This window comes from Marinobacterium ramblicola (assembly GCF_019084545.1).
GTDB lineage: Bacteria > Pseudomonadota > Gammaproteobacteria > Pseudomonadales > Balneatricaceae > Marinobacterium_D > Marinobacterium_D ramblicola.
The window spans coordinates 1-26,050 of the sequence record NZ_JAHREP010000036.1 but is presented as its reverse complement, the minus strand read 5'-3'; the positions used below and the strand labels follow the sequence as shown (position 1 = coordinate 26,050).

Here is a 26,050-nt window from a genome sequence, read left to right as displayed (position 1 = left end):
ATGCCCGCGTTAGTGGTGCGCCCACTCAACCTTACTCAAATCCACACCGTCCTTGTACATATCCCAAAGCGGTGACAACTCACGCAGCTTACCCACAGCCACCTTGATCTGCTCTACGGCGTAATCGACCTCCTCCTCGGTGGTAAAGCGGCCGAAGGAGAAGCGGATGGAGCTGTGTGCCAACTCATCGTTAAGGCCCAGTGCGCGCAGCACGTAGGAGGGCTCGAGACTGGCCGAGGTACAGGCGGAACCGGAAGACACAGCCAGATCTTTCAGCGACATCAGCAGGGACTCACCCTCGACGAAGGCAAAGCTGACGTTGAGGTTGCCCGTTACACGCTGCTCAACAGAACCGTTGACGTGAACCTCTTCCATATCCTTGATGCCGCTCCAGAAACGATCACGCAGCGCCTTGAGGCGCACCGCCTCCTGAGCCATCTCCTCTCTGGCAATGCGCGCAGCCTCGCCCATACCCACGATCTGGTGGGTCGGCAGGGTGCCGGAACGCATGCCGCGCTCATGACCGCCACCGTGCATCTGCGCTTCGATACGGACGCGCGGCTTGCGGCGCACATAGAGGGCACCGATTCCCTTGGGGCCATACATCTTGTGACCGGAGAGCGACATCAGGTCGACCTTCATCTCGGCCAGATCGATCGGCAGCTTGCCCGCGCTCTGCGCGGCATCCACGTGCAGCAACACGCCGCGACTGCGAGTCAGCTCGCCGATCGCCGCGATATCGGTAATGGTGCCGATCTCATTGTTCACATGCATCAGCGAAACCAGGATCGTGTCTTCGCGCAGTGCATCGGCCACCATCTGCGGCGTAATGAGACCATCGCTACCCGGGGTCAGGTAGGTAACCTCGAAACCTTCGCGCTCGAGCTGACGGCAGGTATCCAGTACGGCTTTATGCTCGATCTTCGATGTGATGATGTGTTTGCCCTTCTTGTTGTAGAAGTGCGCGACACCCTTGATCGCCAGATTATCGGACTCGGTAGCACCGGAGGTCCAGACAATCTCCCGCGGATCGGCATTGAGCAGATCAGCAACTTCACGGCGTGCAGTTTCCACCGCCTCTTCGGCTCGCCAACCAAACTGATGAGAGCGTGACGCCGGGTTACCGAAGTTCCCGTCCAGAGTCAGACAGCTCATCATTTTGTCAGCCACTCGCGGATCAACCGGGGTGGTCGCGGAATAATCGAGATAGATCGGCAATTTCATTTCAGTCTCCAAAACTTGCTCTTCAGGATGCCGAGGCAACACTGCTGGCGATCAGCTTCTCGGGCTGAGCCATCACACGCTGCTGCCGCTCGGCAACCTCCTGCACATCGTGCCGGTGTACGAGATCAGCCAGGCTGATACCACTAAGAAAACCGTGAATCTGATCACTCAAGTCACACCAGAGATGATGGGTTAAACACACCTCTCCGCTTTGACAACTTCCGGTTTTATTACAGCCCGTCGCGTCAACCGACTCGTTGACCGCATCGATCACTTCGGCCACATTGATCTCGCCACGCTCACGCTTGAGCTGATAGCCGCCACCCGGACCGCGCACGCTATGCACCAGCTCGTTACGTCTAAGCTTGGCAAACAGCTGCTCCAGATAGGATAATGAGATCCCTTGACGCTCGGAAATGTCGGCCAGACTGATCGGCCCCTTTCCCTCATGGAGCGCAAGATCCAGCATCGCAGTTACGGCGTAACGCCCTTTAGTCGTCAATCGCATATCTATCCTCACCTACTCTTACGAGCTTGGGCGCATTATGCAAATCCCGAGGTTTTTAGTCAACTATTATTCCGACTAATTTACTAGGCTACTATCCTTTAACGCAGGATAATCAATCCCCAGTCCTTTTATCATCGGCCTGCGACAACATCGTACGGTTTACCGACTTCAGGATACCGCGCAGCACATTAACCTCCACCTTGTCAGGCACTGCACGCAAAAACAGCCTTCTCAGTCGCGGCATCAACTGACGCGGATTATCAGGATCGAGAAAATCGATATCGATCAGCGTTCGCTCCAGATGCTCGAACATCCGCTCCAGCTCGGCGTGGTCCGCCAGCTCTATATCCCAGTCCGTTCCCCACTGCGGCTTCTCGGCCTCAACCTGATGCAGGCTCGCCATGCGCAACTCGTAACAGATCACCTGCACGGCGGCCGCCACATTGAGCGAGCTAAACCCTTCAACAGAGGGGATATGAACGTGATGATGACAAGCATGCAGCTCTTCATTGGTCAGCCCACGATCTTCGCGCCCAAACAGGATTGCCACGCGATTACGCCCAACTCCGCCGACCGCCCCGCGCTCAGGCGAAGGCACGGCGATGGCCGCCAACTCCCGGGGATTGATCACAGGCCAGGGAATATGACGCCCCCGCGCACTGGCACCGACCACCAATTGACAGTCCTCAAGCGCTTCGTGCAACTCATCGACCACGCGCGCGCTATCGAGAATGTCGGTGGCACCAGATGCACGCGCAGTCGCCTCTTCATCCGGGTAACGCTTGGGCGCCACCAGACAAAGATCACTCACCCCCATGTTTTTCATCGCACGCGCAACCGCGCCGATGTTACCCGGATGAGTGGTGTTCACCAAAACGATGCGTATGTGATCAAGCATGACTACGCCACAGGATGGAAAATTGGGCCGACATCATAGCAGACTCTCCCCCGCTTTATCGACCGAGCCGATACAACCCGATCGATCAGCAGCAAACCCGATGAGCACCATCCACCTCAACAGGAACTTGCGCATAAATGCAGCGAACGGTTCAGCCGCGCCTCGACCTGAGCTACAATAGTCGTTTGATTTCCTACGAACGACTGGATCCCACTACCGATGCAACCTATGGTCAATATCGCTCTGCGCGCCGCCCGCCTTGCCGCCGAGCAGATCGTCCGCGCCACCGAACGCCTGGACCTCATCAAAGCAGAACAGGCAGGCGCGGCCACCTTCATCAATGACCTCTGTCAGCAGGCCGAACGCACCATCGTTCACACCCTGCAGAAAGCCTACCCGCATCACACGCTGGTCGGCGAATACACCGGTCGCCACAAGGCGATTGGCGACGGCCCCACCCCCTGCGAGTGGCAGATCACGGTGATCGACAACCTGCACAACTTCTCCAACGCCGTACCCTCGTTCGCACTCAGCCTGACTGGCCGCATCAAGGACAAAGTCGCTCACGCCCTGATCCTCAATCCGATCACCGGCGAGGAGTTCACCGCCAGCCGCGGCGAAGGCGCACAGCTCAACGGCAAACGCCTGCGCGCCAGCACCCGCAAGGATCTTGACGGCGCACTGATCGGCACCGGCTTTCTGGGCCGGAAAAGCGATGTGGACGGGCTCGATACCCAGGTCGCCATCATGCGCGAACTGATTAGCGCCGGCGCCACCCCGTTCAATACCGGCTCGGTGGCACTGAACCTGGCTTACACCGCCGCCGGACGACTGGATGGCTTCTGCCAGCTCGGACTCAACTCGAGCGAGCAGGATGCCGGCTTGCTACTGCTACAGGAAGCCGGCGCCCTGGTAGGCGATACCGCCGGCGGCAGCAACCATCGCGACTGCGGCAAACTCGTTGCCGGCAACCCAAAGATCTTTAAAGCGCTGCTGAAGATGCTGCGCCCGGCACTCAGCCAGTAATCCCACGCAATATAAAAAATGCCGCCAATACACGCGGCTTTTTTTATACCCCCAGAAAACAGAAACGCCGCGCTTAAGCACGGCGTTTTCATATCAGCCTTCGGCCAACCGGTTATTCCTGGAACGGATCCCGCAACACGATCGTCTCCACACGATCAGGACCGGTGGAGATAATATCGATCGGCGCCTCAACCAGCTCCTCAAGACGCGCTATATAGGCGCGTGCCGCGGCCGGCAACTCCTCAAGCGCTTTAACGCCCACGGTACTCTCACTCCAGCCGGGAACGGATTCATAGACCGGGGTAACGCCTTCGTAATCCTCACTGCCGCTGAGCGAGGTAACCGGATTACCCTGCGTATCCTGGTAGCCGATACAGATATTGATCTGATCAAGCCCATCCAGTACGTCCAGCTTGGTCAGACAGATACCGGAGACAGAATTGATCTGGATCGCATGCTTCAACGCCACCGCATCGAACCAACCACAACGACGGGCACGCCCCGTGGTGGCCCCGAACTCGTGACCACGCTCAGCCAGACGCGCACCGATATCGCAGTTCAGCTCGGTCGGGAAGGGACCACCACCAACGCGTGTGGTATAGGCTTTGGTGATCCCCAGCACGTAATCCAGGTAGAGGGGACCGAAGCCACTGCCGGTAGAGGTACCGCCAGCCGTGGTATTGGAGGAGGTCACATAGGGGTAGGTGCCGTGATCAATATCCAGCAGAGAGCCCTGAGCACCCTCAAACATGATGCTGGCACCCTGCTTGCGCAGCTCATGCAGACGCGCAGTGACATCAGTGATCATCGGCACCAGTGTTTTGCCCATCTCCAGACAGTGCGCCAGCAGCTCATCGACATCGATCGGCTCAACCTTGTAGTACTGCTCAAGCATGAAGTTGTGATAGACCATCACTTCACGCAGCTTCTGCTCGAAACGCGCAGGATCCGCCAGGTCGCCAAGACGCAGACCGCGACGCGCCACCTTATCCTCGTAGGCCGGACCGATACCACGACCGGTGGTACCGATCTTGGACTCACCGCGCGCCTTCTCACGCGCCTGATCCAGCGCCACATGATAGGAGAGGATCAGCGGACATGCCGGACTCAGACGCAGACGGTCGGCCACCGGCACCCCACTGGTTTCCAGCTCGGCAATCTCTTTCAGCAGCGCATCGGGCGACAGCACCACGCCGTTACCGATAAGGCACTCAACATTCTTGCGCAGGATGCCCGAGGGGATCAGATGAAGAACGGTTTTCTGACCATCGATTACCAGCGTATGACCGGCGTTATGACCGCCCTGAAAGCGCACGACCGCCGCAACCCGCTCAGTCAGCAGATCGACGATCTTGCCTTTGCCTTCATCACCCCACTGGGTGCCCAGAACAACGACGTTTCTACCCATTGCTGTCTCTAAAACTCTTCTGAATTGGGAAATGTTTACCGGGCCTCAACGACCCACTGCTTATCCTTCTGTACCAGCTGACGATCACAGCAGCCCGGTACCACTTCTCCTTCGAGCGCCTGAACGACGCGCACGCCCTGCAGACGCAACTCCGATACCGCTGCCAGCAGCTCCGCGCTCTCACCCGAGGGCGCCAACACTGCACTCTGCTCCGGTGCGGGCAACGCCTCCGCCGTTTCCAGCAAGGTCTTCAGATCGGCACTAAACCCCGTTGCCGGGCGCGCACGACCGAAATCACGGCCAATCTCGTCATAACGCCCACCCTTGGCGAGCGCCTGGCCAAAGTGAGGCGTATAGGCAGCAAACACGATACCGGTATGGTAGTGGTAGCCACGCAGCTCACCAAGGTCAAAATAAAGGTCGGTCTGCGGATAACGAACCGCTACACGCTCCGCTACCTGCTCAAGATAATCCAAGGCTTGTGAAATACGCTCAGACCCCGCAAACAGCGTCCTGGCCTGAGCCAACACCTCGATACCGCCACTCATTCGCGGCAACGCCAGCAAACGCTCGGACAGTGCCGGTGCCAAAGCAAGCGCATCGACAAATCCAGCGATCTCCGGCAGCGCCTTACGCTGCAACATGTCAAGGAAATCATCCTGCTGCTCAGTGGTCAGCTCCGCATCATGCATCAACTGACTGAACACACCGACATGCCCGAGATCAAGGCTGACCGGCCCGCGCACACCCACCGCCGCCAGCGTTTCAAGCATCAGCGATATCACCTCAACATCGCTATCGACACCGGCATGCCCGTAGAGCTCGGCTCCGAGCTGAAGCGGATTGCGCGAGGCCAGCTTGTGCCCCGGCCGGGTATGCAGCACCGAGCCACAGTAACAGAGGCGACTCGGACCTTCCGTACGCAACCGATGCGCATCGATACGCGCCACCTGCGGCGTGATATCGGCGCGCACACCCAGCGTATGGCCGCTGACCTGGTCGGTCAGCTTGAATGTTTTCAGCTCCAGATCCCGACCGACGCCGGTCAGCAGCGACTCCAGATGCTCCGCCAGCGGCGGCATCACCAGGTCATAGCCCCAGCAGTGGTAGAGATCGAGCAGGCGGCGGCGCATCATTTCAACCTGACGCGCACGCGGCGGCAACATCTCTTTCATTCCATCCGGCAGCAACCAGCGATCTGCCAATGTCATGCAGTGCTCCAGTACAGTTAAACCAAAATCAGTGGATCAGATACAACGCCAGAAGCCCTATCAGCATCGACACCAAACCTATTCCGCGCAGTACGGAGTCGTCGATATCAGCCAGTTGAACCACCAGTTGACGCCAGCGTTGCGGGTAGAGGAAAGGCAACACGCCCTCGATCACCAGCATCAGGCAGAACGCAATCATCAGTTCCCGCCAAAGCTCGGCCATCGTCTCACCTCAATCCACAAAAAAACCGGGCCTCGACCCGGTTACCGAATATTATCACGAAAACGGGCGCCAGGGGCACCCGATTTATGTACAGGATGTACGGTATGCCGCGGGCGCCTGGATGCACAGGAGCGACAATGTACAGGATGTATCGTATGCCGCCGGCGCCTGGTGGCGCACTAGCGGCAAACTACCTCAGGCCTTAGCGCTGCGGCGTGTTCGCATCATCCAGATAGCGGAAGAACTGCGTATCCGGCTTCAGCAGCATAACGTCGCCACCGCCGCCGAATGTATCACGGTAGGCCTGCAGACTGCGGTTGAACGCATAGAACTCGGGATTCTTGCTATAGGCTTCGGCATAAATGGCCGCTGCTTCCGCATCGCCCTCACCACGCGTCTCCTCGGAATCGCGATAGGCCTCCGCGAGAATAACCGTGCGCTGACGATCCGCATCGGCACGGATACCTTCCGCCAGTTCGCGACCACGGGCACGCAGTTCACGCGCCTCACGCTCACGCTCGGTGCGCATACGTTCATAAACGGATGACGACACCTCGGGCGGCAGATCGATACGCTTGACCCTCACATCGATGATCTCGATACCATACTGCTCATCCGCCTGCATGCTCAGATCGCGAATAACCGCATCCATCACCTCCTCGCGCTCACCGGAGACCACCTCGGTTACGGTGCGCTCACCAAATTGGTTACGCAACTTCTCCTCGATGTTGTTGGAGAGACGCTCCGAGGCCCGGAAAATATCGCCCGAGATGGAGGTGTAGTATTTCGCCGGATCGGCGATCCGCCACTTGACGAAGGAATCCACGATCAATCGCTTCTTCTCCAGCGTCAGGAACGACTGCGGACGCGCATCAAGCGTCTGTATACGCGCATCGAAGACATTCACGGTGTTTACGAACGGGATCTTGAAGTGCAGTCCGGGCGTCACATCCGGATCCACGATCTCACCGAAGCGCAACATCACCGCTCGCTCGGTCTCCTTGACGATATAGACCGACTTGGAACCAACCATTACCAGGACCAGCACGGCGATCAGGGCATAAAGTGACTTGGGACTCATCAACGACCCTCCCGTGTTGTAGATGAAGAGCTCTGACGCTGACGCAGCTGATTCATGACCTCATCGGTAATCTGCCGAAGACTGCTGTCATCCAGACGCACCGGGCGACCACTTGAATCACGCACCTCCGACTGCTTTTCCATCAGTTTATCCAGCGGCAGGTACATCATATTGTTGCCGCCCTCGACATCGACCAGCACCTTGGGCGTCTTGCCCAACACATCCTGCATGGTTTCCAGATAGAGACGCTGACGCGTGACTTCCGGCGCCTTTTCGTACTCGTCCAGCAGCGCTGTAAAGCGACTGGCTTCACCCGCTGCCCGCGCCACCTTCTCTTCGCGGTAGGCATTGGCCTCCTCGATGATACGCTGCGCCTCACCACGCGCTTCCGGCACGATACCATTGGCATAGGTCTGCGCCTGGTTGATGGTGCGCTGCTCGTCCTCACGCGCCTTGATCACGTCATCGAACGCTTCCTGCACCTGGCTTGGCGCCTGAGCATTCTTGATGTTGACCTTGGTAATATTGATACCGGTGCCGTAGAACTCCATGTAGCGCTGCAAGCGCGCCTGCACCTGCACACCCAACGCCTCACGCCCCTCGGTCAGAATCGCGTGCAGGTCGGTGGTACCGACCACATGGCGCAACGCCGACTCCGCTGCATGTGCCAGACTCTCTTCGGGATCTCGCACGTTGAGCACGAATGCCTTCGGATCGGTCGCCACGTACTGCACCGCGAGATCGATATAAACGATATTCTCGTCCTCCGTCAGCATCTGCGAGTCATGACTGTGCGTACGCACCACCTCGGTATTGACCTTGGTAACATCATCGATCAACGGCGGATTCCACTGCAGACCGGGCTGCACCGTTTCATAGTACTTACCCAGCCGCAGCACCACACCGCGCTCCGGCTGATCCACGGTGTAAAACCCCATGCCGGCCCAGAACAGCGCTGCCAGCACGATCACCACAAGCAGAAAACCAAAACCGCCACCACTGGCTGCACCGCCGCCGGAACCGCCGCCACGGCGCTTCCCACCGCTGAAGATCGCGTTCATTCTGTCCTGCAGTTTGCGCAGCGCTTCATCCAGGTCCGGCGGACCCTGATCCTGACCGCGCTTACCGCGGTTATCCTTGCTGCCGCCGCTCCAGGGGTCATGGTTGTTGCCATTACCACCAGGCTCATTCCAGGCCATACTGTTCTCCGTCAGTGAAAACGCTTGAAAAGTTTAAAAAATTTTAGGGGGCTACCCCTCAGCACGCAACCTTCAATGGACCTGTTCGGGCAGATAACGTTCCGCCGGAATACGCAATCTGCTCAACAGCTGGCGTATATCCCGCATCGGCATCCGCACCTCAAGGCTGATCTGCCCCTGATCGTCGACCCGCTCACCCAGCACCGCCCCCTGGGCATAAAGCTGGGCACGAAACTGTCCCTGCTCGGGCGTCAGACAGAGAGTATCATGGAACATATCCCCACCCAGGCGCTCGCGCACCGCCTCGATCAACAGATCCACACCCTCGCCGGTCTGAGCCGACAGCCAGACCCGCTGCGCTACCCCATCCTCGTCGCGATCGATACGCGGTGTCTGGCCCGGCAGCTTGTCGATCTTATTGTAGACCTGCAGCGCCGGCACCTCGTCGGCACCTATCTCCCGCAACACGGCATGCACCTGATCGATATGATCCTGGCGCTCTTCGTCATAGCTGTCGATCACATGCAGCAGCAGCGTTGCTTCCACCGTTTCCTGCAGTGTGGCACGGAAGGACTCGACCAGCTTATGCGGCAGATGACGGATAAAGCCGACGGTATCAGCCAGGATCGCCGGCCCGACGTCATCCAGTTCGATCCGGCGCAGGGTCGGATCCAGGGTCGCAAACAGCTGATCTGCGGCGTATACGCCGGAATCGGTCATAAAGTTGAACAGGGTCGACTTGCCGGCGTTGGTGTAACCCACCAGCGCCACCGTCGGCACCTCGGCACGCTGTCGCGCACGACGCCCCTGTTCCCGCTGCGAACGCACCCTTTCCAGCCGTTTCTGAATCGACTTGATCCGGGCACGCAGCAGGCGACGGTCGGTTTCGAGCTGGGTTTCACCCGGCCCGCGCAAACCTATACCACCCTTCTGCCGCTCCAAGTGGGTCCAACCACGCACCAGGCGCGTGGACATATGTTCGAGCTGTGCCAGCTCTACCTGCAACTTACCCTCGTGGGTGCGTGCGCGCTGCGCGAAGATATCCAGAATAAGACCGGTACGATCAAGCACACGGCATTGGATCTCACGCTCCAGATTTCGCTCCTGTGCCGGGCTCAGGGCGTGGTTGAAGATCACCAGCTCGGCCTGATGCTCACGCACCAGCTCGGCCAGCTCCTGTACCTTGCCTTTTCCGAGAAAAAACTTGGGGCTGGGATCGGCGCGAGATCCGGTCAGAAACGCAACCGGATCGGCACCTGCGGAGAGCGCTAGCTCCTCCAGTTCCCGTGGGTCTTCGCTGTTCGCATCGGAGGACAGCTCAATGTGGACGAGAATCGCTATCTCGCCCGATTCGGGACGTTCGAAAAACAATTAGGACCTCAGTCTGACGCCTTCTCATCACCTTGAGGCAATTTGACGGGGCGTGAGGGAACCACCGTAGAGATGGCATGTTTATAAACCATTTGGCTGACAGTGTTCTTCAGCAGGATCACGAACTGATCGAAAGACTCGATCTGCCCCTGCAGCTTGATACCGTTAACCAAAAAGATGGATACCGGAATACGCTCCTTGCGCAGCACATTCAGATAAGGGTCTTGTAAAGACTGCCCTTTTGACATTGCAAACTCCTTCCCAAAAAATAAAATCGTTTGTTAGTTGTAATTTATAACTTCCCCCAATCCGCGCAACAGGCGCGATCCAAGCGAAGAACAAGCCTCTCATTATATAATGTTTGCTTCGACCAGTTTCAAGGCGGCGTCGAGTAAATTATCCATTTCGCTATCAAGCCAGTGCACATTCTGCCAGCCACGCAGCCAAGTCAACTGACGTTTGGCCAACTGACGGGTGGCGACGATGCCGCGATAACGCATCTCGTCATAACTCAGACGCTGCTCCAGGTAATCCCACATCTGGCGGTAACCGACACAGCGGATCGACGCCAAACCGGTATGCAGGTCGCCACGGGCATAGAGCGCGCGAACCTCCTGCTCGAACCCTTGCGCCAACATAAGATCGAAGCGCTGCTCTATCCGCTGATGCAGCCGCGCCCGGTCGCCTGGCATCAGCGCCAGCGCGGTTATCTCATAGGGCAGTGACGCCGCCTCCTGCTCCGTCCAGTGCTCACTGATCGGCTTGCCGGTCAGCAGCACCACTTCCAGCGCCCGCTCGATACGCTGCGCATCGGTGGGCTTGAGCCGCTCGCCGGCGGCGGGATCCAACCCAGCCAGACGCTCATGCATCGCCGGCCAGCCCAGCCGCCGGGCATCCGCCTCCAATTCGGCACGCAGCGCCGGGTCAGCCTCCGGCAGCGCCGCCATCCCCTGCTGCAGCGCGTTGAAATACATCATCGTCCCACCCACCAGCAGCGGGATCTTGCCCCTGGCACTGATCTCATCCATCGCCGCACGCGCATCGACACAGAACTCCGACGCCGAATAGCTCTCACTGGGGTCGCGAATATCGATAAGACGGTGCGGATAGCGCTGAAGTTCCTCGGCACTGGGTTTCGCCGTGCCGATATCCATCTGCCGGTAGATCAGCGCAGAGTCGACGCTGATCAACTCGCAGGGCAGGCGATCATACAGGTGCATCGCCAGCGCCGTCTTGCCTGACGCCGTCGGCCCCATCAAAAAGATCGCCGGGGGATGTTTTAGCGCCAACTCACTGCCCCCTCATGAACAATTTATCCAGCTCGGCCATCGACAGCTGAGTCCAGGTCGGCCGGCCGTGGTTACACTGGCCACTGCGCTCAGTGGCTTCCATATCGCGCAGCAGCGCGTTCATCTCGGTGATACTCAGCTGCCGATTGGCCCTGACCGCGCCGTGACAGGCCATGGTCGCCAGCAGCTCATTGATGCTCTGCTCGATACGCTGACTGCTGCCGAAGACCACCAGATCGGCAAGCACATCACGCACCAACTGTGCGGCATCCGCCTTGGCCAGCGACACCGGCACTTCGCGTACGGTCAGGGTATCCGCGCCCATGCGTTCGATCTTGAAGCCGAGACGCTCGAACAGTTCCGGCCGCTCCTCGGCCAGATCCGCCTCGCGTTCGCTGACACTGATACTGACCGGCACCAACAGCGGCTGGGAGCGCATTTTGTCCTCATCCCAGGCGGTCTTCATCCGCTCATAGACGATGCGTTCATGGGCCGCGTGCATATCGACCAGCACCAGCCCCGCCTCGTTCTGCGCCAATACGTAAACACCATGCAGCTGGGCGATAGCGTAGCCCAACGGCGGCGCCTGTTCGGCACCCGCTTGCGGCATCGCCGGCTGTTGCGGCCGCATAAGCGGAGATGCCGGCTCGTGCAGGCCGGCATAGGCGGCGATCTGCTCGCGCACCGCCGAACCCGTGTAGCCGCCACTGCCGGGCGCCGACTGATAGAGCGGCATCCGTCCCTGACTGAAACCACCGCCACCGCCGGCGCTGCCGACAGAGGGCCTTAGCGCCAACCCGTCCGCCCCCGGGCCTTCGACGGCAGGCGCCGCACTCTCATCGACAACCGCACTCTTGGGCCGCAGATCGGCAATGACGCGATGCAGGGTACGGAAGATGAAGTCATGCACCAAACGGCTTTCTCTGAAGCGCACCTCATGCTTGGTGGGATGCACATTGACATCGACCAGCGCCGGATCCAGCTCCAGGTAGAGTACAAACGCCGGATGGCGGCCAGAAAACAGTACGTCGGCGTACGCCTGACGCACGGCATGGGTAACCACCTTGTCGCGGATAATCCGGCCGTTGACGAAGAAGTACTGCTGATCTGCCTGGCTGCGCGAGTAGGTGGGCAGGCCGATCCAGCCCCAAAGTCTGAGACCCGAGGCTTCGGCACTGACATCCAGATGCACCGCCTGGTCGATAAAGGCCGCCCCAAGCAGCGAGGCGAGTCGGCGCTCGCGGGCCTGTTCGCCATCCACCGGTCGCAACTGCTGCACGCGGCGCCCGTTGTGCTGCAGGTTGAACGCCACATCGAAGCGGCTCAGCGCCAGGCGCTTGATCACCTCTTCCAGGTGACGAAACTCCGTCTGCTCGGTTTTCAGGAACTTGCGCCGCGCCGGGGTGTTGAAGAACAGGTCGCGCACCTCCACCGTAGTGCCCTGCGGATGAGCCGCCGGTGACAGCACCGCCTCCATATCCCGCCCCTCGGCTCGCACCTGCCAGGCGGCGTCCTGCTCCGCCGTGCGCGAGGTCAGCGCCAGCCGCGCCACGGAGCTGATCGAGGCCAGGGCCTCGCCGCGAAAACCCAGGCTCGCTACCGCTTCCAGGTCCTGTAGCTGGAGAATTTTCGAGGTCGCATGACGGCTCAGCGCCAGCGCCAGATCCTCCTTGTCGATGCCGAAACCGTCATCGCGCAGACGGATCAGTTTGATACCGCCGTTCTCGATATCGACATCGATCTTGCGCGCACCGGCGTCAAGACTGTTCTCGAGCAACTCTTTAACCACCGAGGCGGGACGTTCAACAACTTCGCCCGCCGCAATCTGGTTGGCCAGCTGCGGCGAGAGCAGGTGAATACGGGTCATGTTACAGCCTGATTCAATGCTTGAAAGGATTGGCGAACAGCCTAACAGCTGTAGCGTTTAACTGGCAGGGATACGCAGCACCTGACCGACACGGATACGATCGCCGCGCAGTTCGTTGACCTTGCGCAGGTCATCGAGCGACACGCCATTGCGCACGGCGATTACCGACAGTGTATCTCCCGGCGCCACCTTGTAGGTGCGTTCAGCCTCCGCCAGGGTGGTACCGCCGCGTTTCATTTCAGCCACACGCGTCATTGCAGGCGGGCGCTCCCAGAAATGAGCCTTTACACCTTGCGCGATCGCCCGCGCCATCTGCTTCTGATAGCCGCTGCTATTCAGCTTCTCCGCTTCCTGTGGATTGGAGATAAATCCTGTTTCTACCAGGATCGACGGGATGTCAGGCGACTTCAACACCACGAATCCAGCCTGTTCCACGTAAGGCTTGTGCATGCGGGCAAAACCGGCGATGTTGTCGTGCACACGCTTGGCCACCTCACGACTGCTGGTCTGACTCGCGGTCATCGACATATCCAGCAGCACACTGGCCAACACGTCATCCTTGTCCTCCAGACTGACGCTGCCGACACCGCCGATCAGGTCGGCACTGTTCTCCTTTCTTGCCAGCCAGCGACCCATTTCGCTGGTGGCGCCCCGGCCGGACAGCACCCACACGGACGCACCCCGGGCACGTTTATCACGTGCAGCATCGGCATGAATGGAGACAAACAGATCGGCGTTGATCTTACGGGCTTTCAGTGTGCGTCCGCGCAGGCTCACATAGTAGTCACCGCTGCGGACCAGTTCGGCACGATAACCCGGCTCGGCATCGATCAGCCTGGCAACCTCCTTGGCGATCGACAGCACCACATTCTTCTCCCGAATGCGCCCGGGCCCCAGCGCTCCGGGATCCTCACCGCCATGACCGGCATCGACGGCCACCACGATGTCTCGCAACGGTCCCGCCGGCGTCGATTTCGGCTGACTGACCACCGGTGCCTCAGGCTCGGCTGCGGTTTCCAGATCCAGCACCAGACGATGGCCATACTGATCATTGGGCTTGAGCTGGAAGCTCTTGGGAGTGATCTCGGCGTTCAGATCAAGCACCAGGCGTACACCATCATCGCGCTGACCTGTGCGCACCCCCGCTATCGGGCCCTTGTCCAGCCCCAAATTGGCGACATCCACGCCGATCCGTGTATTTTTGACATCCAACACCAGACGACGCGGGTTATCGAGCATGAACAGGTTATGCTCCACCGGCGCGCTGAGATCGAATACCAAACGCACGTTGTCCGGCGCCAGCCAGACACGGATATTTTCGATATTGGTCGATGCCTGCGCCACGGCGCTGAATACCAGCGTCAGCAGCAGCGCCAAGCGGGTCAGAATACGCACCAGCCCCTTTACCCCTTCGGCCAAAAATTACCGTTTATCAGGACATTAATGCCCGCACTTCATTAAGTTTATCGGCCAGCTCCCGGCCTTTTTCACTATTATATTGCCACGACAGCCGCCGTCCTGCACCGGCCCGTTCGATACTGATCTCCAGATCGGCTTGCGGCAGCACCCCTCCCCCTCGCTCCGGCCACTCGATCAGACTCAGCGACTCGTCATCGAAATAGTCGCGAATGCCCAGATACTCCAGCTCCTCCGGATCGCTCAGGCGATAGAGATCAAAGTGATAGACCCGCCCGCTTGCCGTCTCATAGGGCTCCACCAAGGTATAGGTGGGACTCTTAACCGCGCCGGTATGGCCAAACCCGTGCAGCACGCCCCGACACAGCGTCGTTTTCCCCATACCAAGATCGCCGTGCAAAAAGATCACACCGCCGGCCTGGGCCAGCGCGGCCAGCTTTTCACCGAAAGCCACCATCGAAGCCTCATCGGCCAGCTCGATCGTCTGTTCAGTCATTTTTTTCCTGTTCATTCATCGCCAATGGAAGGGTATTCAACAGATCGGTTGCCAACAGGCCGCGCGCACCCAGGCGGCGGGCACAGCGATCCGCTGCGCGAGCATGCACCATGACGCCGATCCGCGCAGCATCCAGAGGAGTCAGGCGCTGCGCCAGCAGCGCGCCGATCACCCCGCTAAGCACATCCCCCATCCCTGCCGTCGCCATACCCGGGTTGCCGTCACTGCACAGGTGGATCACATCGCCATCGCAACTGAGCGTTCCCGCCCCCTTGAGCACGACGGTACCGCCATAGCGGTTCTGCAGCTCGCGCACCTGCTCGAACCGATTACCCTGGATATCCGCCACATCGGTCTCCAACAGCCGAGCGGCTTCACCCGGATGAGGTGTAAGCACCCACTCACAAGCAGGTGCCGAAACCGCCTCCTGCGCCAGCAGGTTAAGCGCATCGGCATCCAGCAGCAGCGGCTTGCCGCTATCCAGCACCGCTTGCAGCAGCGTGCGTCCCCAGAGCTGCTGACCAAGCCCTGGACCGGCAACGATCACATCGGCACGGGCGATCAGCGGCTCCAGATCCTCTGCATCCTCGACCGCATGGCACATCACCTCCGGCGCACGGGTAATCGCCGCCAGCCGATGCTCCTCACGGGTAGCCAGGGTCACCAGACCCGCGCCCGAGCGCAGCGCTGCCTGAGCTGCCATCAACGCGGCTCCGCCCATGCCGAGATCACCACCGACAATCAGCAGATGGCCATAGCGCCCCTTGTGCGCAGAACCTGGCCGCGGCGGCAGCAGTTCGCGCAGATCCTCGGTATCGGTACGGAAGGCGCTGACCGGCACCTCCTCGAACACCTCATCCGGCAGCAGCAGGCCGTCGAACAGCAGCTCGCCGACACAGTCGACACCTTCGTGCGTCAACAGCCCCTGCTTCAGCGCGATAAAGGTCAGGGTCAACCCGGCCCTGACCGCAGTCCCGAGCACCGCGCCGGTATCGGCACAGAGCCCAGAGGGGATATCCACCGCCAGAACCGGCACCGTACCGCGATTGATCTGCGCGATCACACTGGCCATCTCGCCACGTACCGACCCGCTCAAACCGATACCGAGCAGCGCATCGACCAGCAGTTCACCGCTGAACTCGATTCCCGAATGCCAGGTTTGCGCCTTGACGCCGAAACCGCTCAACCACTGCCAGGCCTCCAACGCCTCACCGTGCAGGCGCTCGGGGAAGCGTTCGCCGACCACCACCAGCTGCACGTGGATACCCGCCTGCCAGGCAAGCCCCGCCACCACCAGACCATCACCGCCGTTATTGCCGGCGCCACACACGATGGTGACACGCTCAAGTTCAGGCCAACGCTGACCGATCACCGCCCAGACCGCCTGCCCCGCACGTTGCATCAGGCGAAAGCCGGGGATACCGACGCGCTCGATGGCGGTTCGATCCAGCACACGACACTGTTCGGCTGTGTATAATGTGGTCGGCAACACCGTTCTGTTGACGCTCATACTCTGTCCACCCATCACTGATCTGCACGCATTATTTATAGTGGAACAGCCCTTGGCAAACGCAAACCCATCTTCCCCCGCAGAATCCCAACTGCAGGCGCTGGCTGCAGGCCTAAAACAGCGGGCGCGCGAGCTGGGTTTTCAGCAGTGCGCCATCACCCTGCCCGACGCCTCGATGGAAGCCGAGCAGTTGGCAACCTGGCTGGAGCAGGGCTATCAGGGTGAGATGCAGTATCTGGAGCAGCATCTGGACAAGCGCCTGAATCCGCGCCTGCTGGTACCGGGGGTCGAGCGGATCGTGATGGTGCGGATGGATTACCTGCCGCCGGACACCCGCACGCTTAAAACCCTGAGCAACCCGGACAAAGCCTATATCGCCCGTTACACCCTGGGCCGCGATTACCACAAACTGATCCGCAAGCGCCTCAAGCAGCTCGGCCAATGGCTGCAGCAGGAAGCGGGCACAGAGATCGAGGTGCAGTTCCGCCCCTTCGTCGACAGCGGCCCGGTATTGGAACGCCCGCTGGCACGCAACGCCGGCATCGGCTGGGTCGGCAAGCACACCCTGATTCTGAACCGCACGGCGGGCTCGCTGTTCTTTCTCGGCGAGCTGTTCATCAACCTGCCACTGCCGATCGACACCCCGGAGACCGAGTCACACTGTGGCCGCTGCACCGCCTGCCTCGACATCTGCCCGACCCGCGCCTTTCCCGCGCCCGGGGTACTGGATGCCCGGCGCTGTATCTCCTACCTGACCATCGAGTACCGCGGCGCCATCCCGGAGGAGTTGAGACCACTGATCGGCAACCGCATCTTCGGCTGCGACGACTGCCAGCTGATCTGCCCCTGGAACCGCTTTGCCAAACGCTCGCCGGAGGATGATTTCAATCCCCGCCACGCGCTGGACCGGGCCGATCTGCTGACCCTGTTCACCTGGGACGAAGAGACCTTTCTGCGCAATACCGAGGGCTCGGCGATCCGCCGCACCGGCTTCGAAGGCTGGCAGCGCAACCTGGCGGTAGCGCTGGGTAACGGCCGCGGCGGCGAGGAGGTCTTGCAGGCGCTGAGGGCAAAAAGGCCGCACGCCTCAGCCCTGGTTCAGGAACATATCGACTGGGCGCTGGAGCGGCTTGAATCGGCAGCGGAACCCACCCCTCTGCCGATACTGCGCCATCCGGGAGCGAAACGGATCCGGGATTAAAGGCGGAAGAAATGCTCGCGATAGTAGCGCAGCTCCTCGATGGAGTCGCGGATATCGTCCAGCGCCAGGTGCGTGCTCTGCTTCTTGATCCCCTTCAACAACTCGGGCTTCCAGCGCCGCGCCAGCTCCTTGACCGAGCTGACATCCAGGTTGCGGTAATGGAAGTACTCCTCAAGCTCGGGCATGTAAGCGTACAGAAAGCGTCGATCCTGGCCGATGCTGTTACCGCACATGGGCGACACCCCCTTGTCCACATGCTGGGCGATAAACGCCAACATCTGCTGCTCCGCCTCCGCCTCGCTGGTGGTGCTGGCGCGCACGCGCTCGGTCAGGCCGGACTGGCCGTGCTGGCGAGTGCACCACTCATCCATCTGGTCGAGCAGGGAATCCGGCTGATGCACACAGATCACCGGACCTTCGGCGACCAAATTAAGATCCGCGTCGGTGATGATCACCGCCATCTCGATGATGCGATCCTTCTCCGGTATCAGACCGGTCATCTCCAGATCGACCCAGATAAGATTTTGATCTCGGCCCTTTGGATCTTGCGCCATACCAGGCTCTCCCCATGCAAATACTGTAAATTCTACCCAAATTAGAATACCTTAGCACATCAACTTTATAGCCCAGGAAAGCAGCGCCCAAGCGATGGCGAAACGCAAGCTAACAAGACGCCAGGCTTGGCGTGTAGACAAGATTCAGGCAGAGCGCACCAAGCGCGCCGAACGCCGCGACACCCAGCTTGATGCCAAGCTCGAGGGCGGCGATCTGGGGCCCGAGCAAGCGGGTCTGATCATCTCCCACTTCGGTCGCAGCGTGGATGTGGAAGCGCTGGAGGGCGCTACTGCCGGCAGCATCTACCGTTGCCATATGCGTACCCACCTGGGCCAGCTGGTCACCGGCGATCGGGTGATCTGGCGCGCCTCCAATGACGGCGGTGTGGTGGTCGCGGCACAACCGCGCAAAAGCGAACTGCAACGCCCCAACAACCAGGGTGAATTGAAGCCGGTGGCCGCGAATATCGACTTCATCGTCATCGTCTTCGCCGTCGAGCCGCGCGCCCACCCCAACCTGATCGACCGCTACCTGGTGGCCGCCGAGGCCAGTGGCATCGAACCGGTACTGTTGTTGAACAAGATCGATCTGCTGGACAGCGAAGCGGGGGCCTACCTGCCTCCGCTGCTGGCCCAGTACGAAGCGATCGGCTACCGCGTACTCAAGGCATCGACCACGGCAGAGCATGGGCTCGATCCGCTCAAGACGCTACTGAAAGATCGCGTCAGCGTGTTTGTCGGCCAGTCCGGCGTGGGCAAGTCGTCACTGATCAACGCCCTGCTCCCCGGTATCGACCTGAAAGTGGGCGAGCTGTCGGAACAGACCCGCAAGGGCCGGCATACGACCACTACCGCACGGCTGTTCCACTTCCCCGAGGGCGGGGAACTGATCGACTCCCCGGGGATCCGAGAGTTCGCGCTCTGGCATATCGAGCCGGAACAGGTTCTGGAAGGGTTTCGCGAACTGCGCCCCCTGCTCGGCCACTGCCGCTTCCGCGACTGCAGGCATGAAAGCGAGCCCGGCTGCGCGTTCAAGGCCGCACTGGAAGCCGGTGAGATCAGCGCCAGCCGCTTTAACAGCTATCGTCAGATTCTACAGTCGCTGCAGTCGGGACAGCTGCGCGACGGTTAATCTGAACACAAGAACGAACGCAACGGGTCCTTTAGCATGAGCAGTACGGACAACCTATATGGAGTGGAAGCCTGGGCCGGCTATCTGGGCGAGAAAACGCTGCCAGTCCGCGCCAGTACCCTGGTTCGCCTCAAGCGCGCCCTGAGCGACGACCGCACCACCCTGGCCCAGCTCGCGCACCAGGTCCGCATGGATCCCGTACTGTCATTGCACGTCACCCGCCAGGCGCAAATCATTCACGAAGCCAAGGGCTCCTCGGTCACCAGCGTCGACCATGCCATCGCCTCGCTCGGTTTCGGCCAGATCGAAACCCTGGCCAGCGAACTGGACACGATCAAGATCCATCCGCACAGCGTCGCGCAACGCAGCTTTTTCCGCTCCATTGCCGCCAGCAACCACGCCTCCGTGCAGGCCGCGGACTGGGTCCATCACAAGCAGCTGCCCTACGCCGAAGAGGCGCGTCTCGCCGCACTGTTCTATGGCTTGGTGCACTGGATGCTCTGGCTGTATGCACCACTGCACAAGCACAGGTTTGCCATTGCGGTTATCGATAACGGCGAAAGCCCGGTCGATGCGGAGCGACGCATCTTCGGCGGCACCACGCAAGAGATCGGCAGGGCGCTGGCCGATCGCTGGAAGCTCACCGAATTGACCGTGCTGGCACTGGACCACGAAACATCACCCTCACTGAGCCTGCTGAAACAGCTGCACCTGCGTGCACTGAAAGACCCTCGGCTTGAGGAGGACGACCTGCGCCAACTCAATCACTTGGTACAGCAGCACTACTTCCCGGTCAAACTGGCTAACTGGATGGCACTCAACGTCAGCCGAGGCTGGGACCATAACCGCGCCCACCGCACCTTCGATATCATCAGCGATTATCTGGATCTGCCGCTGCCGGAAACCATGGCACGCCTGCATCGCAACTGCGCCGTTGCGGCCAGAAGCTATTACGTCCCCGGCATCATGACACCGGCCGCCGAGCTGATCCTGCTGCCGGGGGCCGGCCGCCTGCCGCACCGGCTCTCCGAGCGGGAACTAAGCGCCTATGCCGGCCGCTTCCCTGAACCGGTGGAACATGCACCGATGCCGGCCCCTGAAATAAACGACCCGCTGGCGGAAGAGACAGTCTACACACCCGAACTGCTCAACCCCCATATCTACAACCAGGTACTCAAACGGTTCCAGAACGGTTACGAGCTGTACACCAAACCCGCCCACATCCTGCATGGCTTACTGCAGGGGGTGCACGGTGGCATCGGCCTTGAGCGCGCCATGCTGCTGTTGGTCCACCCACAAAGCCAGAGCCTGCGCGCAGCGCGTGCAATCGGAATATCCCAGGATGATCCGATGACCCATCTTGAGATCGACCTGAAGCAAGCCCGACTGTTTGCCAAGCTCTGTGAAAAGCCGTCCATGCTGCAGATCGACGAAACCAACCGCAGCCAGATCCACGCCTCCCTGCCAGAGCAACACCAGGGCTGGTTCGGACAGAACGATGGCCTGATAATGTCGATCTTCAGGGGCAGGACACCGGTCGCCTTGATCTATGCCGACCGCCAGGGTGCGAATACACCGCTGGTCGAGTTTCACCAGCAGCATTTTCGCGAACTGTGCCAGGCCGCGAGCCAGGCTCTCAAACAGATCGGCGCCGCCGACTAACATCGCGCCCCCTGTTCAAGCTCCATAGAACCCGATAAACCGGAGAGAAACCTTGGCAACGCTTCCGCTTGTGATTGAACCCCAACAGCTGGCCGAACGGCTGAACGACCCGGCGCTGTTGATCATCGACCTCTCCAGCGCCGAGAACTACGCCAACGGCCATATTCCCGGCGCGATCCATGTCGACCCCAAACAACTGCAGCGCGGCAAGGGGCCGGTGCCCAACAAGCTGCCGACCGTCGAACAACTGAACACGCTGTTTTCCGCCATCGGCCTGACCCCTGAGCGCCAGGTCATCGTCTATGACGACCAGAAAGGCCCCTGGGCCGGCCGCATGATCTGGACTCTGGCGATCGCCGGCCATGACCGCGCCAGCCTCCTCAACGGACAGCTACCGGCCTGGCTGGCCGCCGGACTGCCCACCGAAACCTGCACCAACAACCCGGTGCCCAGCCAGTTCAGTGCGACCCTAAACGAGCAGCTGGTGGTGGATATCCCCTGGTTGCTGGACCATCTGGACGACCCGCAGGTGAAGATCTGGGATGCCCGCAGTGCCGAGGAGTATCGCGGCGAGAAAGTGGTCAATGCCAAAGCGGGGGGACATATCCCCGGCGCCAAACTGCTGGAGTGGACCGATCTTCTTGAGCCAGGCCCGATCCCCCGCCTGCGCGACCGCGACAGCCTGCACGCACGGCTTGCCGACGCTGGCCTCGACGACGCACGCACCCTGGTGACCCACTGCCAGACCCATCGACGCTCCGGCCTCACCTGGCTGGCCGGACGCTGGCTCGGCCTTACCGATATTCGCTGTTACGATGGCTCCTGGTTCGAGTGGGGCAACACCCCCGACCTGCCGATCGAACGCTGATCTGACCTCGTCGGCTAACCTAGCCTCTGGAGTGATACTTGAAAGACAAGCTGTTTATCCTGCTGCAACACCTGCTGCCCCAGCACCTGCTGTCGCGTCTGGTTGGACGGATCGCCGATTGCCGCACCCCCTGGGTAAAGAACCTTTTTATCGACCTGTTTCATAAGCACTACAGGATCGATATGAGCCTGGCCGCCGAGGAGAACCCGCGCGCCTACCCCAGCTTCAACGAGTTTTTCACCCGCGCCCTGAAAGATGGCGTGCGCCCGATCGATCCGGCGGCCGACGCACTGGTTTCCCCCTGTGACGGCGCCGTCAGCCAGGCCGGCGCGATCAGCTATGGCCGGCTGATCCAGGCCAAAGGGCGGGGCTACAGCCTGACCACTCTGCTTGGCGGATGCGCCGAGCGTGCCGAACCGTTCATCAACGGCAGCTTCGCCACCCTCTACCTGTCGCCGAAGGATTACCACCGCGTGCACATGCCGGTCAGCGGCACCCTGCGCGAAGCGATCTACGTGCCGGGGGATCTCTATTCGGTCAACCACGCCACGGCGCACGGTGTGGAGAGTCTGTTTGCCCGCAATGAACGCCTTGTCACCATCTTCGATACCGAGTACGGTCCTATGGCGATGGTACTGGTCGGCGCAATGATTGTCGCCGGCATCGAAACGGTCTGGTCCGGCCCCGTGGCGCCCCAATCTCGCAAGCCGCAAACCCTGTACAGCCGCCTCAACCCCGCCCCGGTACGGCTGGAAAAAGGGCAGGAGATGGGCCGTTTTCACCTTGGCTCCACGGTCATCCTGGCCTTCGGCGCAGACGTACTGCGCTGGGAGGAATCGCTGACCCATGGTGCCGAAGTGGTGCTTGGACGTCGCATCGCCACCATTACCAGCAAAGCCTGACACCACCCATATACGCACGACATCGCGGCGGGAGAGAGTTATGAATACACACTGGCACGACAGCCTGGCAGCCCTGGGCTATACCCTGGATGAGCAGGGCAATGCCACGACCGGCAACAGCACCAGCCAAGACAGCACCTGCCTGGTGCCGCTTACCCGGCAGCGGATCATTCGCATCACCGGCCCGGAGGCACAGAAGTTTCTCCAGGGGCAGCTGAGCTGCAACCTGGCCGAGGTCGAACGCATCGGTAGCCGCCTGGGCTCCCACTGCAACATCAAGGGCCACATGATCAGCCTGTTCCGGGTGATGAAGCAAACCCCCGAATCCTTCTGGCTGCGCAGCAATAGCGGCAATGCCGACAAGGCACTGGCCACGATAAAAAAATATATCCTCTTCTCCAAGGCCGAAGCACAGCTGAGCGATGACCTGGTCGGCATCGGCCTGTTCGGCCCCAATGCGACCGAACTCGGAGCCCAGATCATCGCCACCATCCCGGCCGAGAACGATGGTGTAAGCGTAGAGGGCGAGAAGCTGCTGGTACGGGTGCCGGGGAATCGTTTCGAGTGCTGGCTACCCGCCGCCGATGCCGCCGAACTGATCAAACAGCTGAGTCAACAGGCGATGCTGGCCGGTACCGACGACTGGCTGCTGCAGGAGATCCGCGCCGGCCTGCCCGAACTGAACAGCGACACCTCCGAAGCCTTTATTCCGCAGATGACCAACCTGCAGGTGTTCGACGGCGTCAGCTTTACCAAAGGCTGCTATACCGGCCAAGAGGTCGTCACCCGCCTGCAGCACCGCGGCATCCTGAAAAAGCCGATGTACAGGGCCAGCGTTACAAGCACTGAGCGCCCGCAGCCAGGCCAGGCACTGCATACCGCCGAAAAAGAGGATGTCGGCCAGGTGGTGATCGCGGCTCCCACTGGCGCCGGCCAGTATGAGCTGCTGGCCGTGATCAACAAGGAGCAGGCGGAACACTCCGACATTCGTCTGGGTAGTGCTGAAGGTCCGGTATTAGAGCTTTTGGAACTCCCCTACGAACTTGACCCACGTCTGTTCGAGAGTAAACGGTAAACGAAAGAAGCCCGGATCGCTCCGGGCTTCTTCGTATCTCCAACCATCACTCCGCTGCATTACATCGTGACTATATCCACCTTGGTCGATTCCACGATATCGAGCAACTCCTGCGTTTCCTGTTCTGGCACGCTGTGCTTGGCCAGTACCTCCTTGAATATCGACACCATGCGTCCCCACTCGGCCTCGGTGATATTCAAATGGGCATGTGAAGACTTCATGTCACGCCCTTGATACTGGCAGGGACCACCGGTTACCTGACAGACCAGTGCGGTTACCTGGTACTTGAGATAGGGCGCCGGAACCCGCTTCCTTGCCTCATCTATTGCAGGATTCGCATTGAGCACCTCGTCCGGCACCAGCGCATCGATAAAATCGCTAACCACCACCGAAACCGGCGCCAGTCCACCCAAACGATCGTAAAGCGACGGTCCCTTCGTCTCAGCAGAATCCTGCGCCACGACAAGCGGTGCCGCCAACGCTAGCACTGCACTTAGCATAAGAGCGGAGCCTGTCTTTATAAGCGAACAACTCATAACGCTACTCCTCTTCTCAATCGAAAAGCATCACCGAACCCCACCGGGGTACAGAGTGATGCCGCTTGGCTGATAATCGACTGCAGCGCACTCCGATAGCGGTCGAAGGCGGGAGTGCCGGTATACCGTACCGGCTCAAGGAAAGGAGCTAATGGACAACCACCACAGCAGCTGCCGGGTGCGCACGTTGTTTCAGCGTCATGCGAAGTATAGTCCAGTCGCGGACTGACACCGGTGAAACGCACCATGAACTACGCGGTACAAACATGACAATTGCCTTACCCAACAGAGGCCACCTTACACCTCCCCGTCAGGCGTAAACCTTGGACTTCCCCCGAAACGGGTGACACGTCCCAGCCCACGATGTGGGCGAACTTCGTGTGATTGTTAGCCATTTTTATCTCGCGATTGTTCTTCAAGTTCTCTGAGGTGCTGTGCTCTAACTCGTTTCAGTCGATTTCTACGCGATATCTTCACGGTTAAAACATATATAAATAAAGTCAGTACACCTGCGCTAACCCCATATCTATAGAGTGGAGGAGTGTCGAATAACCAAACCATAATCAATACGATAGCAGTCAGCGAAAGGGTCATTCCTAATAGTCGCTCCCCCATATAACGTTGCGACCATTGTTCTTGACTTTCGTACTGGCCATTACTAGTGCGACGGCTGGCTGCGTTTTTGATATCACGCCGGGCTATTCCAAACTCGTTATTGGCTTCTCCTCCCCAGCCCATGTCACTCTCCTTTTATATGGCTAACGTCGCGTTAAAGGGCCGAAAAAAGCGTAGATTTTGAGGTTCCAGTGAGCGTAGCGAACGATTTTGAACGCTTCGTTAACGGCCATTACCACTACTCCACACGTATCTATTGAATACCGCCGGAGTCAATGCTGTAACAACAACAGCAGATATCAAACTCAACACACTGGACCAATCTTCTATAAAATCTAGTCCGTAACAGACCCAAGCTTCTGGATAATCTTCGCAGTACAGTGGTGCGTCCATGACCGCTAGAGCAACAAAGGGACATAACAGCAACGCCCCGATCAGAGTTTGGATACCGTAGCTCGTGCAACCACTGAAAAACGCAAAGCACTTTGGATAAGCCAATCTCTTCCACTTTGCGAAGATGTAGCTCCAGAAGACAGGTAACCACAACAGAACAACCAGCCCTATTCCTATCCCTAACGAAATACCAAAACTTTTAAAAGTCACTTTATCCTTCCATGTCCGTAACGTAAGCCGTTAACGCCGCGCACAGGGGCGGCCAAAAAGCGCAGCGTTTGGACGTCCCAGCGACCAACGGGAGCGACTTCCGGGTAGGAGCCGCCCTCTCGGGCGACGCCCCCCACAGATCCGGACGTGAGCCTTCACTCATCCGGTTCCTCGG

General features: G+C 59.8%; 25 protein-coding genes. 7 read left to right on the top strand and 18 right to left on the bottom strand.

Annotated elements, in window-relative coordinates:
• Nucleotides 1-9 precede the first annotated feature (9 nt).
• The 3 genes from KQ940_RS20855 to KQ940_RS20845 all read right to left on the bottom strand — a co-directional run bounded on the left by KQ940_RS20855 (nt 10) and on the right by KQ940_RS20845 (nt 2,630).
• The gene (locus tag KQ940_RS20855) at nt 10-1,224 is read right to left on the bottom strand and encodes an IscS subfamily cysteine desulfurase (RefSeq protein WP_217416554.1); all 1,215 of its coding nucleotides are present in this window, start codon (nt 1,222-1,224) and stop codon (nt 10-12) included.
• 22 nt (nt 1,225-1,246) lie between these two features.
• Nucleotides 1,247-1,732 carry a Fe-S cluster assembly transcriptional regulator IscR gene (gene iscR / locus KQ940_RS20850; RefSeq protein ID WP_217416552.1) on the bottom strand — a complete coding sequence of 162 codons (486 nt, stop codon included), beginning with the start codon at nt 1,730-1,732 and terminating at the stop codon, nt 1,247-1,249.
• Nucleotides 1,733-1,844: 112 nt separating this feature from the next.
• Complete coding sequence (locus KQ940_RS20845) at nt 1,845-2,630, bottom strand: RNA methyltransferase (RefSeq protein WP_217416550.1); 786 nt, start codon at nt 2,628-2,630, stop codon at nt 1,845-1,847.
• A gap of 228 nt (nt 2,631-2,858) precedes the next feature.
• Here KQ940_RS20845 and KQ940_RS20840 point away from each other — a divergent pair, with 228 nt between their 5' ends.
• Complete coding sequence (locus KQ940_RS20840) at nt 2,859-3,656, top strand: inositol monophosphatase family protein (RefSeq protein ID WP_217416548.1); 798 nt, start codon at nt 2,859-2,861, stop codon at nt 3,654-3,656.
• Between the two features lie 112 nt (nt 3,657-3,768).
• Here KQ940_RS20840 and KQ940_RS20835 read toward each other — a convergent pair whose 3' ends face one another.
• From KQ940_RS20835 to KQ940_RS20780, 12 genes are all read right to left on the bottom strand, one after another.
• Nucleotides 3,769-5,064, bottom strand: coding sequence for an adenylosuccinate synthase (locus KQ940_RS20835; RefSeq protein ID WP_217416546.1), 1,296 nt, complete (start codon nt 5,062-5,064; stop codon nt 3,769-3,771).
• A gap of 35 nt (nt 5,065-5,099) precedes the next feature.
• The gene (locus KQ940_RS20830; protein WP_217416544.1) at nt 5,100-6,275 is read right to left on the bottom strand and encodes an ATP phosphoribosyltransferase regulatory subunit; all 1,176 of its coding nucleotides are present in this window, start codon (nt 6,273-6,275) and stop codon (nt 5,100-5,102) included.
• Nucleotides 6,276-6,303: 28 nt separating this feature from the next.
• Entirely contained in the window at nt 6,304-6,498 is a 195-nt protein-coding gene (locus KQ940_RS20825; protein WP_217416542.1) for a DUF2065 domain-containing protein, read from the bottom strand.
• Between the two features lie 202 nt (nt 6,499-6,700).
• Nucleotides 6,701-7,579 (bottom strand): protease modulator HflC, encoded by an 879-nt coding sequence (gene hflC, locus KQ940_RS20820; protein WP_217416540.1) that lies wholly within the window; start codon nt 7,577-7,579, stop codon nt 6,701-6,703.
• A complete protein-coding gene (hflK, locus tag KQ940_RS20815; RefSeq protein WP_217416538.1) occupies nt 7,579-8,778 on the bottom strand; it encodes an FtsH protease activity modulator HflK in 1,200 nt (399 codons plus the stop codon). The genes hflC and hflK overlap by 1 nt, the downstream gene beginning before the upstream one ends.
• A 72-nt stretch (nt 8,779-8,850) precedes the next feature.
• A complete protein-coding gene (gene hflX / locus KQ940_RS20810) occupies nt 8,851-10,149 on the bottom strand; it encodes a ribosome rescue GTPase HflX (protein ID WP_217416537.1) in 1,299 nt (432 codons plus the stop codon).
• An 8-nt stretch (nt 10,150-10,157) separates the two neighbouring features.
• Nucleotides 10,158-10,397: an RNA chaperone Hfq gene (hfq, locus tag KQ940_RS20805; protein WP_036185110.1), complete on the bottom strand. Its 240-nt coding sequence runs from the start codon at nt 10,395-10,397 to the stop codon at nt 10,158-10,160.
• Nucleotides 10,398-10,499: 102 nt separating this feature from the next.
• Nucleotides 10,500-11,405 (bottom strand): tRNA (adenosine(37)-N6)-dimethylallyltransferase MiaA, encoded by a 906-nt coding sequence (gene miaA, locus KQ940_RS20800; protein WP_217416579.1) that lies wholly within the window; start codon nt 11,403-11,405, stop codon nt 10,500-10,502.
• A 34-nt stretch (nt 11,406-11,439) separates the two neighbouring features.
• Nucleotides 11,440-13,305 carry a DNA mismatch repair endonuclease MutL gene (mutL, locus tag KQ940_RS20795; RefSeq protein ID WP_217416530.1) on the bottom strand — a complete coding sequence of 622 codons (1,866 nt, stop codon included), beginning with the start codon at nt 13,303-13,305 and terminating at the stop codon, nt 11,440-11,442.
• A 57-nt stretch (nt 13,306-13,362) separates the two neighbouring features.
• Entirely contained in the window at nt 13,363-14,724 is a 1,362-nt protein-coding gene (locus KQ940_RS20790; protein ID WP_217416528.1) for an N-acetylmuramoyl-L-alanine amidase, read from the bottom strand.
• A gap of 13 nt (nt 14,725-14,737) precedes the next feature.
• Nucleotides 14,738-15,217, bottom strand: coding sequence for a tRNA (adenosine(37)-N6)-threonylcarbamoyltransferase complex ATPase subunit type 1 TsaE (tsaE, locus tag KQ940_RS20785; RefSeq protein ID WP_217416526.1), 480 nt, complete (start codon nt 15,215-15,217; stop codon nt 14,738-14,740).
• Nucleotides 15,210-16,727, bottom strand: coding sequence for an NAD(P)H-hydrate dehydratase (locus tag KQ940_RS20780; protein ID WP_217416518.1), 1,518 nt, complete (start codon nt 16,725-16,727; stop codon nt 15,210-15,212). The genes tsaE and KQ940_RS20780 overlap by 8 nt, the downstream gene beginning before the upstream one ends.
• Nucleotides 16,728-16,779: 52 nt before the next feature.
• Here KQ940_RS20780 and queG point away from each other — a divergent pair, with 52 nt between their 5' ends.
• Nucleotides 16,780-17,928, top strand: coding sequence for a tRNA epoxyqueuosine(34) reductase QueG (gene queG / locus KQ940_RS20775; RefSeq protein WP_246590230.1), 1,149 nt, complete (start codon nt 16,780-16,782; stop codon nt 17,926-17,928).
• Here the strand turns inward: queG and orn are convergent.
• Nucleotides 17,925-18,482 (bottom strand): oligoribonuclease, encoded by a 558-nt coding sequence (gene orn / locus KQ940_RS20770; protein ID WP_217416514.1) that lies wholly within the window; start codon nt 18,480-18,482, stop codon nt 17,925-17,927. The genes queG and orn overlap by 4 nt on opposite strands.
• A 94-nt stretch (nt 18,483-18,576) precedes the next feature.
• Between orn and rsgA the strand changes: the two genes are divergently transcribed.
• From rsgA to ygfZ, 5 genes are read left to right on the top strand one after another with little or no spacing between them, the layout of a single operon-like run.
• The gene (gene rsgA, locus KQ940_RS20765; RefSeq protein ID WP_217416512.1) at nt 18,577-19,614 is read left to right on the top strand and encodes a small ribosomal subunit biogenesis GTPase RsgA; all 1,038 of its coding nucleotides are present in this window, start codon (nt 18,577-18,579) and stop codon (nt 19,612-19,614) included.
• Between the two features lie 36 nt (nt 19,615-19,650).
• Entirely contained in the window at nt 19,651-21,276 is a 1,626-nt protein-coding gene (locus tag KQ940_RS20760; RefSeq protein ID WP_217416510.1) for an HDOD domain-containing protein, read from the top strand.
• 52 nt (nt 21,277-21,328) lie between these two features.
• Nucleotides 21,329-22,144: a sulfurtransferase gene (locus KQ940_RS20755; RefSeq protein WP_217416508.1), complete on the top strand. Its 816-nt coding sequence runs from the start codon at nt 21,329-21,331 to the stop codon at nt 22,142-22,144.
• A 38-nt stretch (nt 22,145-22,182) separates the two neighbouring features.
• Nucleotides 22,183-23,046: an archaetidylserine decarboxylase gene (gene asd, locus KQ940_RS20750; RefSeq protein WP_217416506.1), complete on the top strand. Its 864-nt coding sequence runs from the start codon at nt 22,183-22,185 to the stop codon at nt 23,044-23,046.
• 40 nt (nt 23,047-23,086) lie between these two features.
• Nucleotides 23,087-24,121 carry a CAF17-like 4Fe-4S cluster assembly/insertion protein YgfZ gene (gene ygfZ, locus KQ940_RS20745; protein WP_217416504.1) on the top strand — a complete coding sequence of 345 codons (1,035 nt, stop codon included), beginning with the start codon at nt 23,087-23,089 and terminating at the stop codon, nt 24,119-24,121.
• A gap of 59 nt (nt 24,122-24,180) precedes the next feature.
• Here ygfZ and KQ940_RS20740 read toward each other — a convergent pair whose 3' ends face one another.
• Together KQ940_RS20740 and KQ940_RS20735 are read right to left on the bottom strand one after the other, a co-directional pair.
• The gene (locus KQ940_RS20740) at nt 24,181-24,621 is read right to left on the bottom strand and encodes a group I truncated hemoglobin (protein WP_246590229.1); all 441 of its coding nucleotides are present in this window, start codon (nt 24,619-24,621) and stop codon (nt 24,181-24,183) included.
• Between the two features lie 423 nt (nt 24,622-25,044).
• Nucleotides 25,045-25,395: a hypothetical protein gene (locus KQ940_RS20735; RefSeq protein ID WP_217416500.1), complete on the bottom strand. Its 351-nt coding sequence runs from the start codon at nt 25,393-25,395 to the stop codon at nt 25,045-25,047.
• Nucleotides 25,396-26,050 lie beyond the last annotated feature (655 nt).

What these genes read in the sequence shown, in the direction of transcription:
- KQ940_RS20740 (WP_246590229.1), bottom strand. Translation starts at nt 24,621, where the DNA reads ATGCTAAGTGCAGTGCTAGCGTTGGCGGCACCGCTTGTCGTGGCGCAG.
- KQ940_RS20780 (WP_217416518.1), bottom strand. Translation starts at nt 16,727, where the DNA reads ATGAGCGTCAACAGAACGGTGTTGCCGACCACATTATACACAGCCGAA.
- KQ940_RS20735 (WP_217416500.1), bottom strand. Translation starts at nt 25,395, where the DNA reads ATGGGCTGGGGAGGAGAAGCCAATAACGAGTTTGGAATAGCCCGGCGT.
- KQ940_RS20845 (WP_217416550.1), bottom strand. Translation starts at nt 2,630, where the DNA reads ATGCTTGATCACATACGCATCGTTTTGGTGAACACCACTCATCCGGGT.
- orn (WP_217416514.1), bottom strand. Translation starts at nt 18,482, where the DNA reads ATGGCGCAAGATCCAAAGGGCCGAGATCAAAATCTTATCTGGGTCGAT.
- ygfZ (WP_217416504.1), top strand. Translation starts at nt 23,087, where the DNA reads ATGAATACACACTGGCACGACAGCCTGGCAGCCCTGGGCTATACCCTG.
- iscR (WP_217416552.1), bottom strand. Translation starts at nt 1,732, where the DNA reads ATGCGATTGACGACTAAAGGGCGTTACGCCGTAACTGCGATGCTGGAT.
- KQ940_RS20825 (WP_217416542.1), bottom strand. Translation starts at nt 6,498, where the DNA reads ATGGCCGAGCTTTGGCGGGAACTGATGATTGCGTTCTGCCTGATGCTG.
- KQ940_RS20760 (WP_217416510.1), top strand. Translation starts at nt 19,651, where the DNA reads ATGAGCAGTACGGACAACCTATATGGAGTGGAAGCCTGGGCCGGCTAT.
- tsaE (WP_217416526.1), bottom strand. Translation starts at nt 15,217, where the DNA reads ATGACTGAACAGACGATCGAGCTGGCCGATGAGGCTTCGATGGTGGCT.
- KQ940_RS20855 (WP_217416554.1), bottom strand. Translation starts at nt 1,224, where the DNA reads ATGAAATTGCCGATCTATCTCGATTATTCCGCGACCACCCCGGTTGAT.
- hflC (WP_217416540.1), bottom strand. Translation starts at nt 7,579, where the DNA reads ATGAGTCCCAAGTCACTTTATGCCCTGATCGCCGTGCTGGTCCTGGTA.
- miaA (WP_217416579.1), bottom strand. Translation starts at nt 11,405, where the DNA reads ATGGGGCCGACGGCGTCAGGCAAGACGGCGCTGGCGATGCACCTGTAT.
- KQ940_RS20830 (WP_217416544.1), bottom strand. Translation starts at nt 6,275, where the DNA reads ATGACATTGGCAGATCGCTGGTTGCTGCCGGATGGAATGAAAGAGATG.
- hfq (WP_036185110.1), bottom strand. Translation starts at nt 10,397, where the DNA reads ATGTCAAAAGGGCAGTCTTTACAAGACCCTTATCTGAATGTGCTGCGC.
- hflK (WP_217416538.1), bottom strand. Translation starts at nt 8,778, where the DNA reads ATGGCCTGGAATGAGCCTGGTGGTAATGGCAACAACCATGACCCCTGG.
- rsgA (WP_217416512.1), top strand. Translation starts at nt 18,577, where the DNA reads ATGGCGAAACGCAAGCTAACAAGACGCCAGGCTTGGCGTGTAGACAAG.
- KQ940_RS20840 (WP_217416548.1), top strand. Translation starts at nt 2,859, where the DNA reads ATGGTCAATATCGCTCTGCGCGCCGCCCGCCTTGCCGCCGAGCAGATC.
- KQ940_RS20835 (WP_217416546.1), bottom strand. Translation starts at nt 5,064, where the DNA reads ATGGGTAGAAACGTCGTTGTTCTGGGCACCCAGTGGGGTGATGAAGGC.
- mutL (WP_217416530.1), bottom strand. Translation starts at nt 13,305, where the DNA reads ATGACCCGTATTCACCTGCTCTCGCCGCAGCTGGCCAACCAGATTGCG.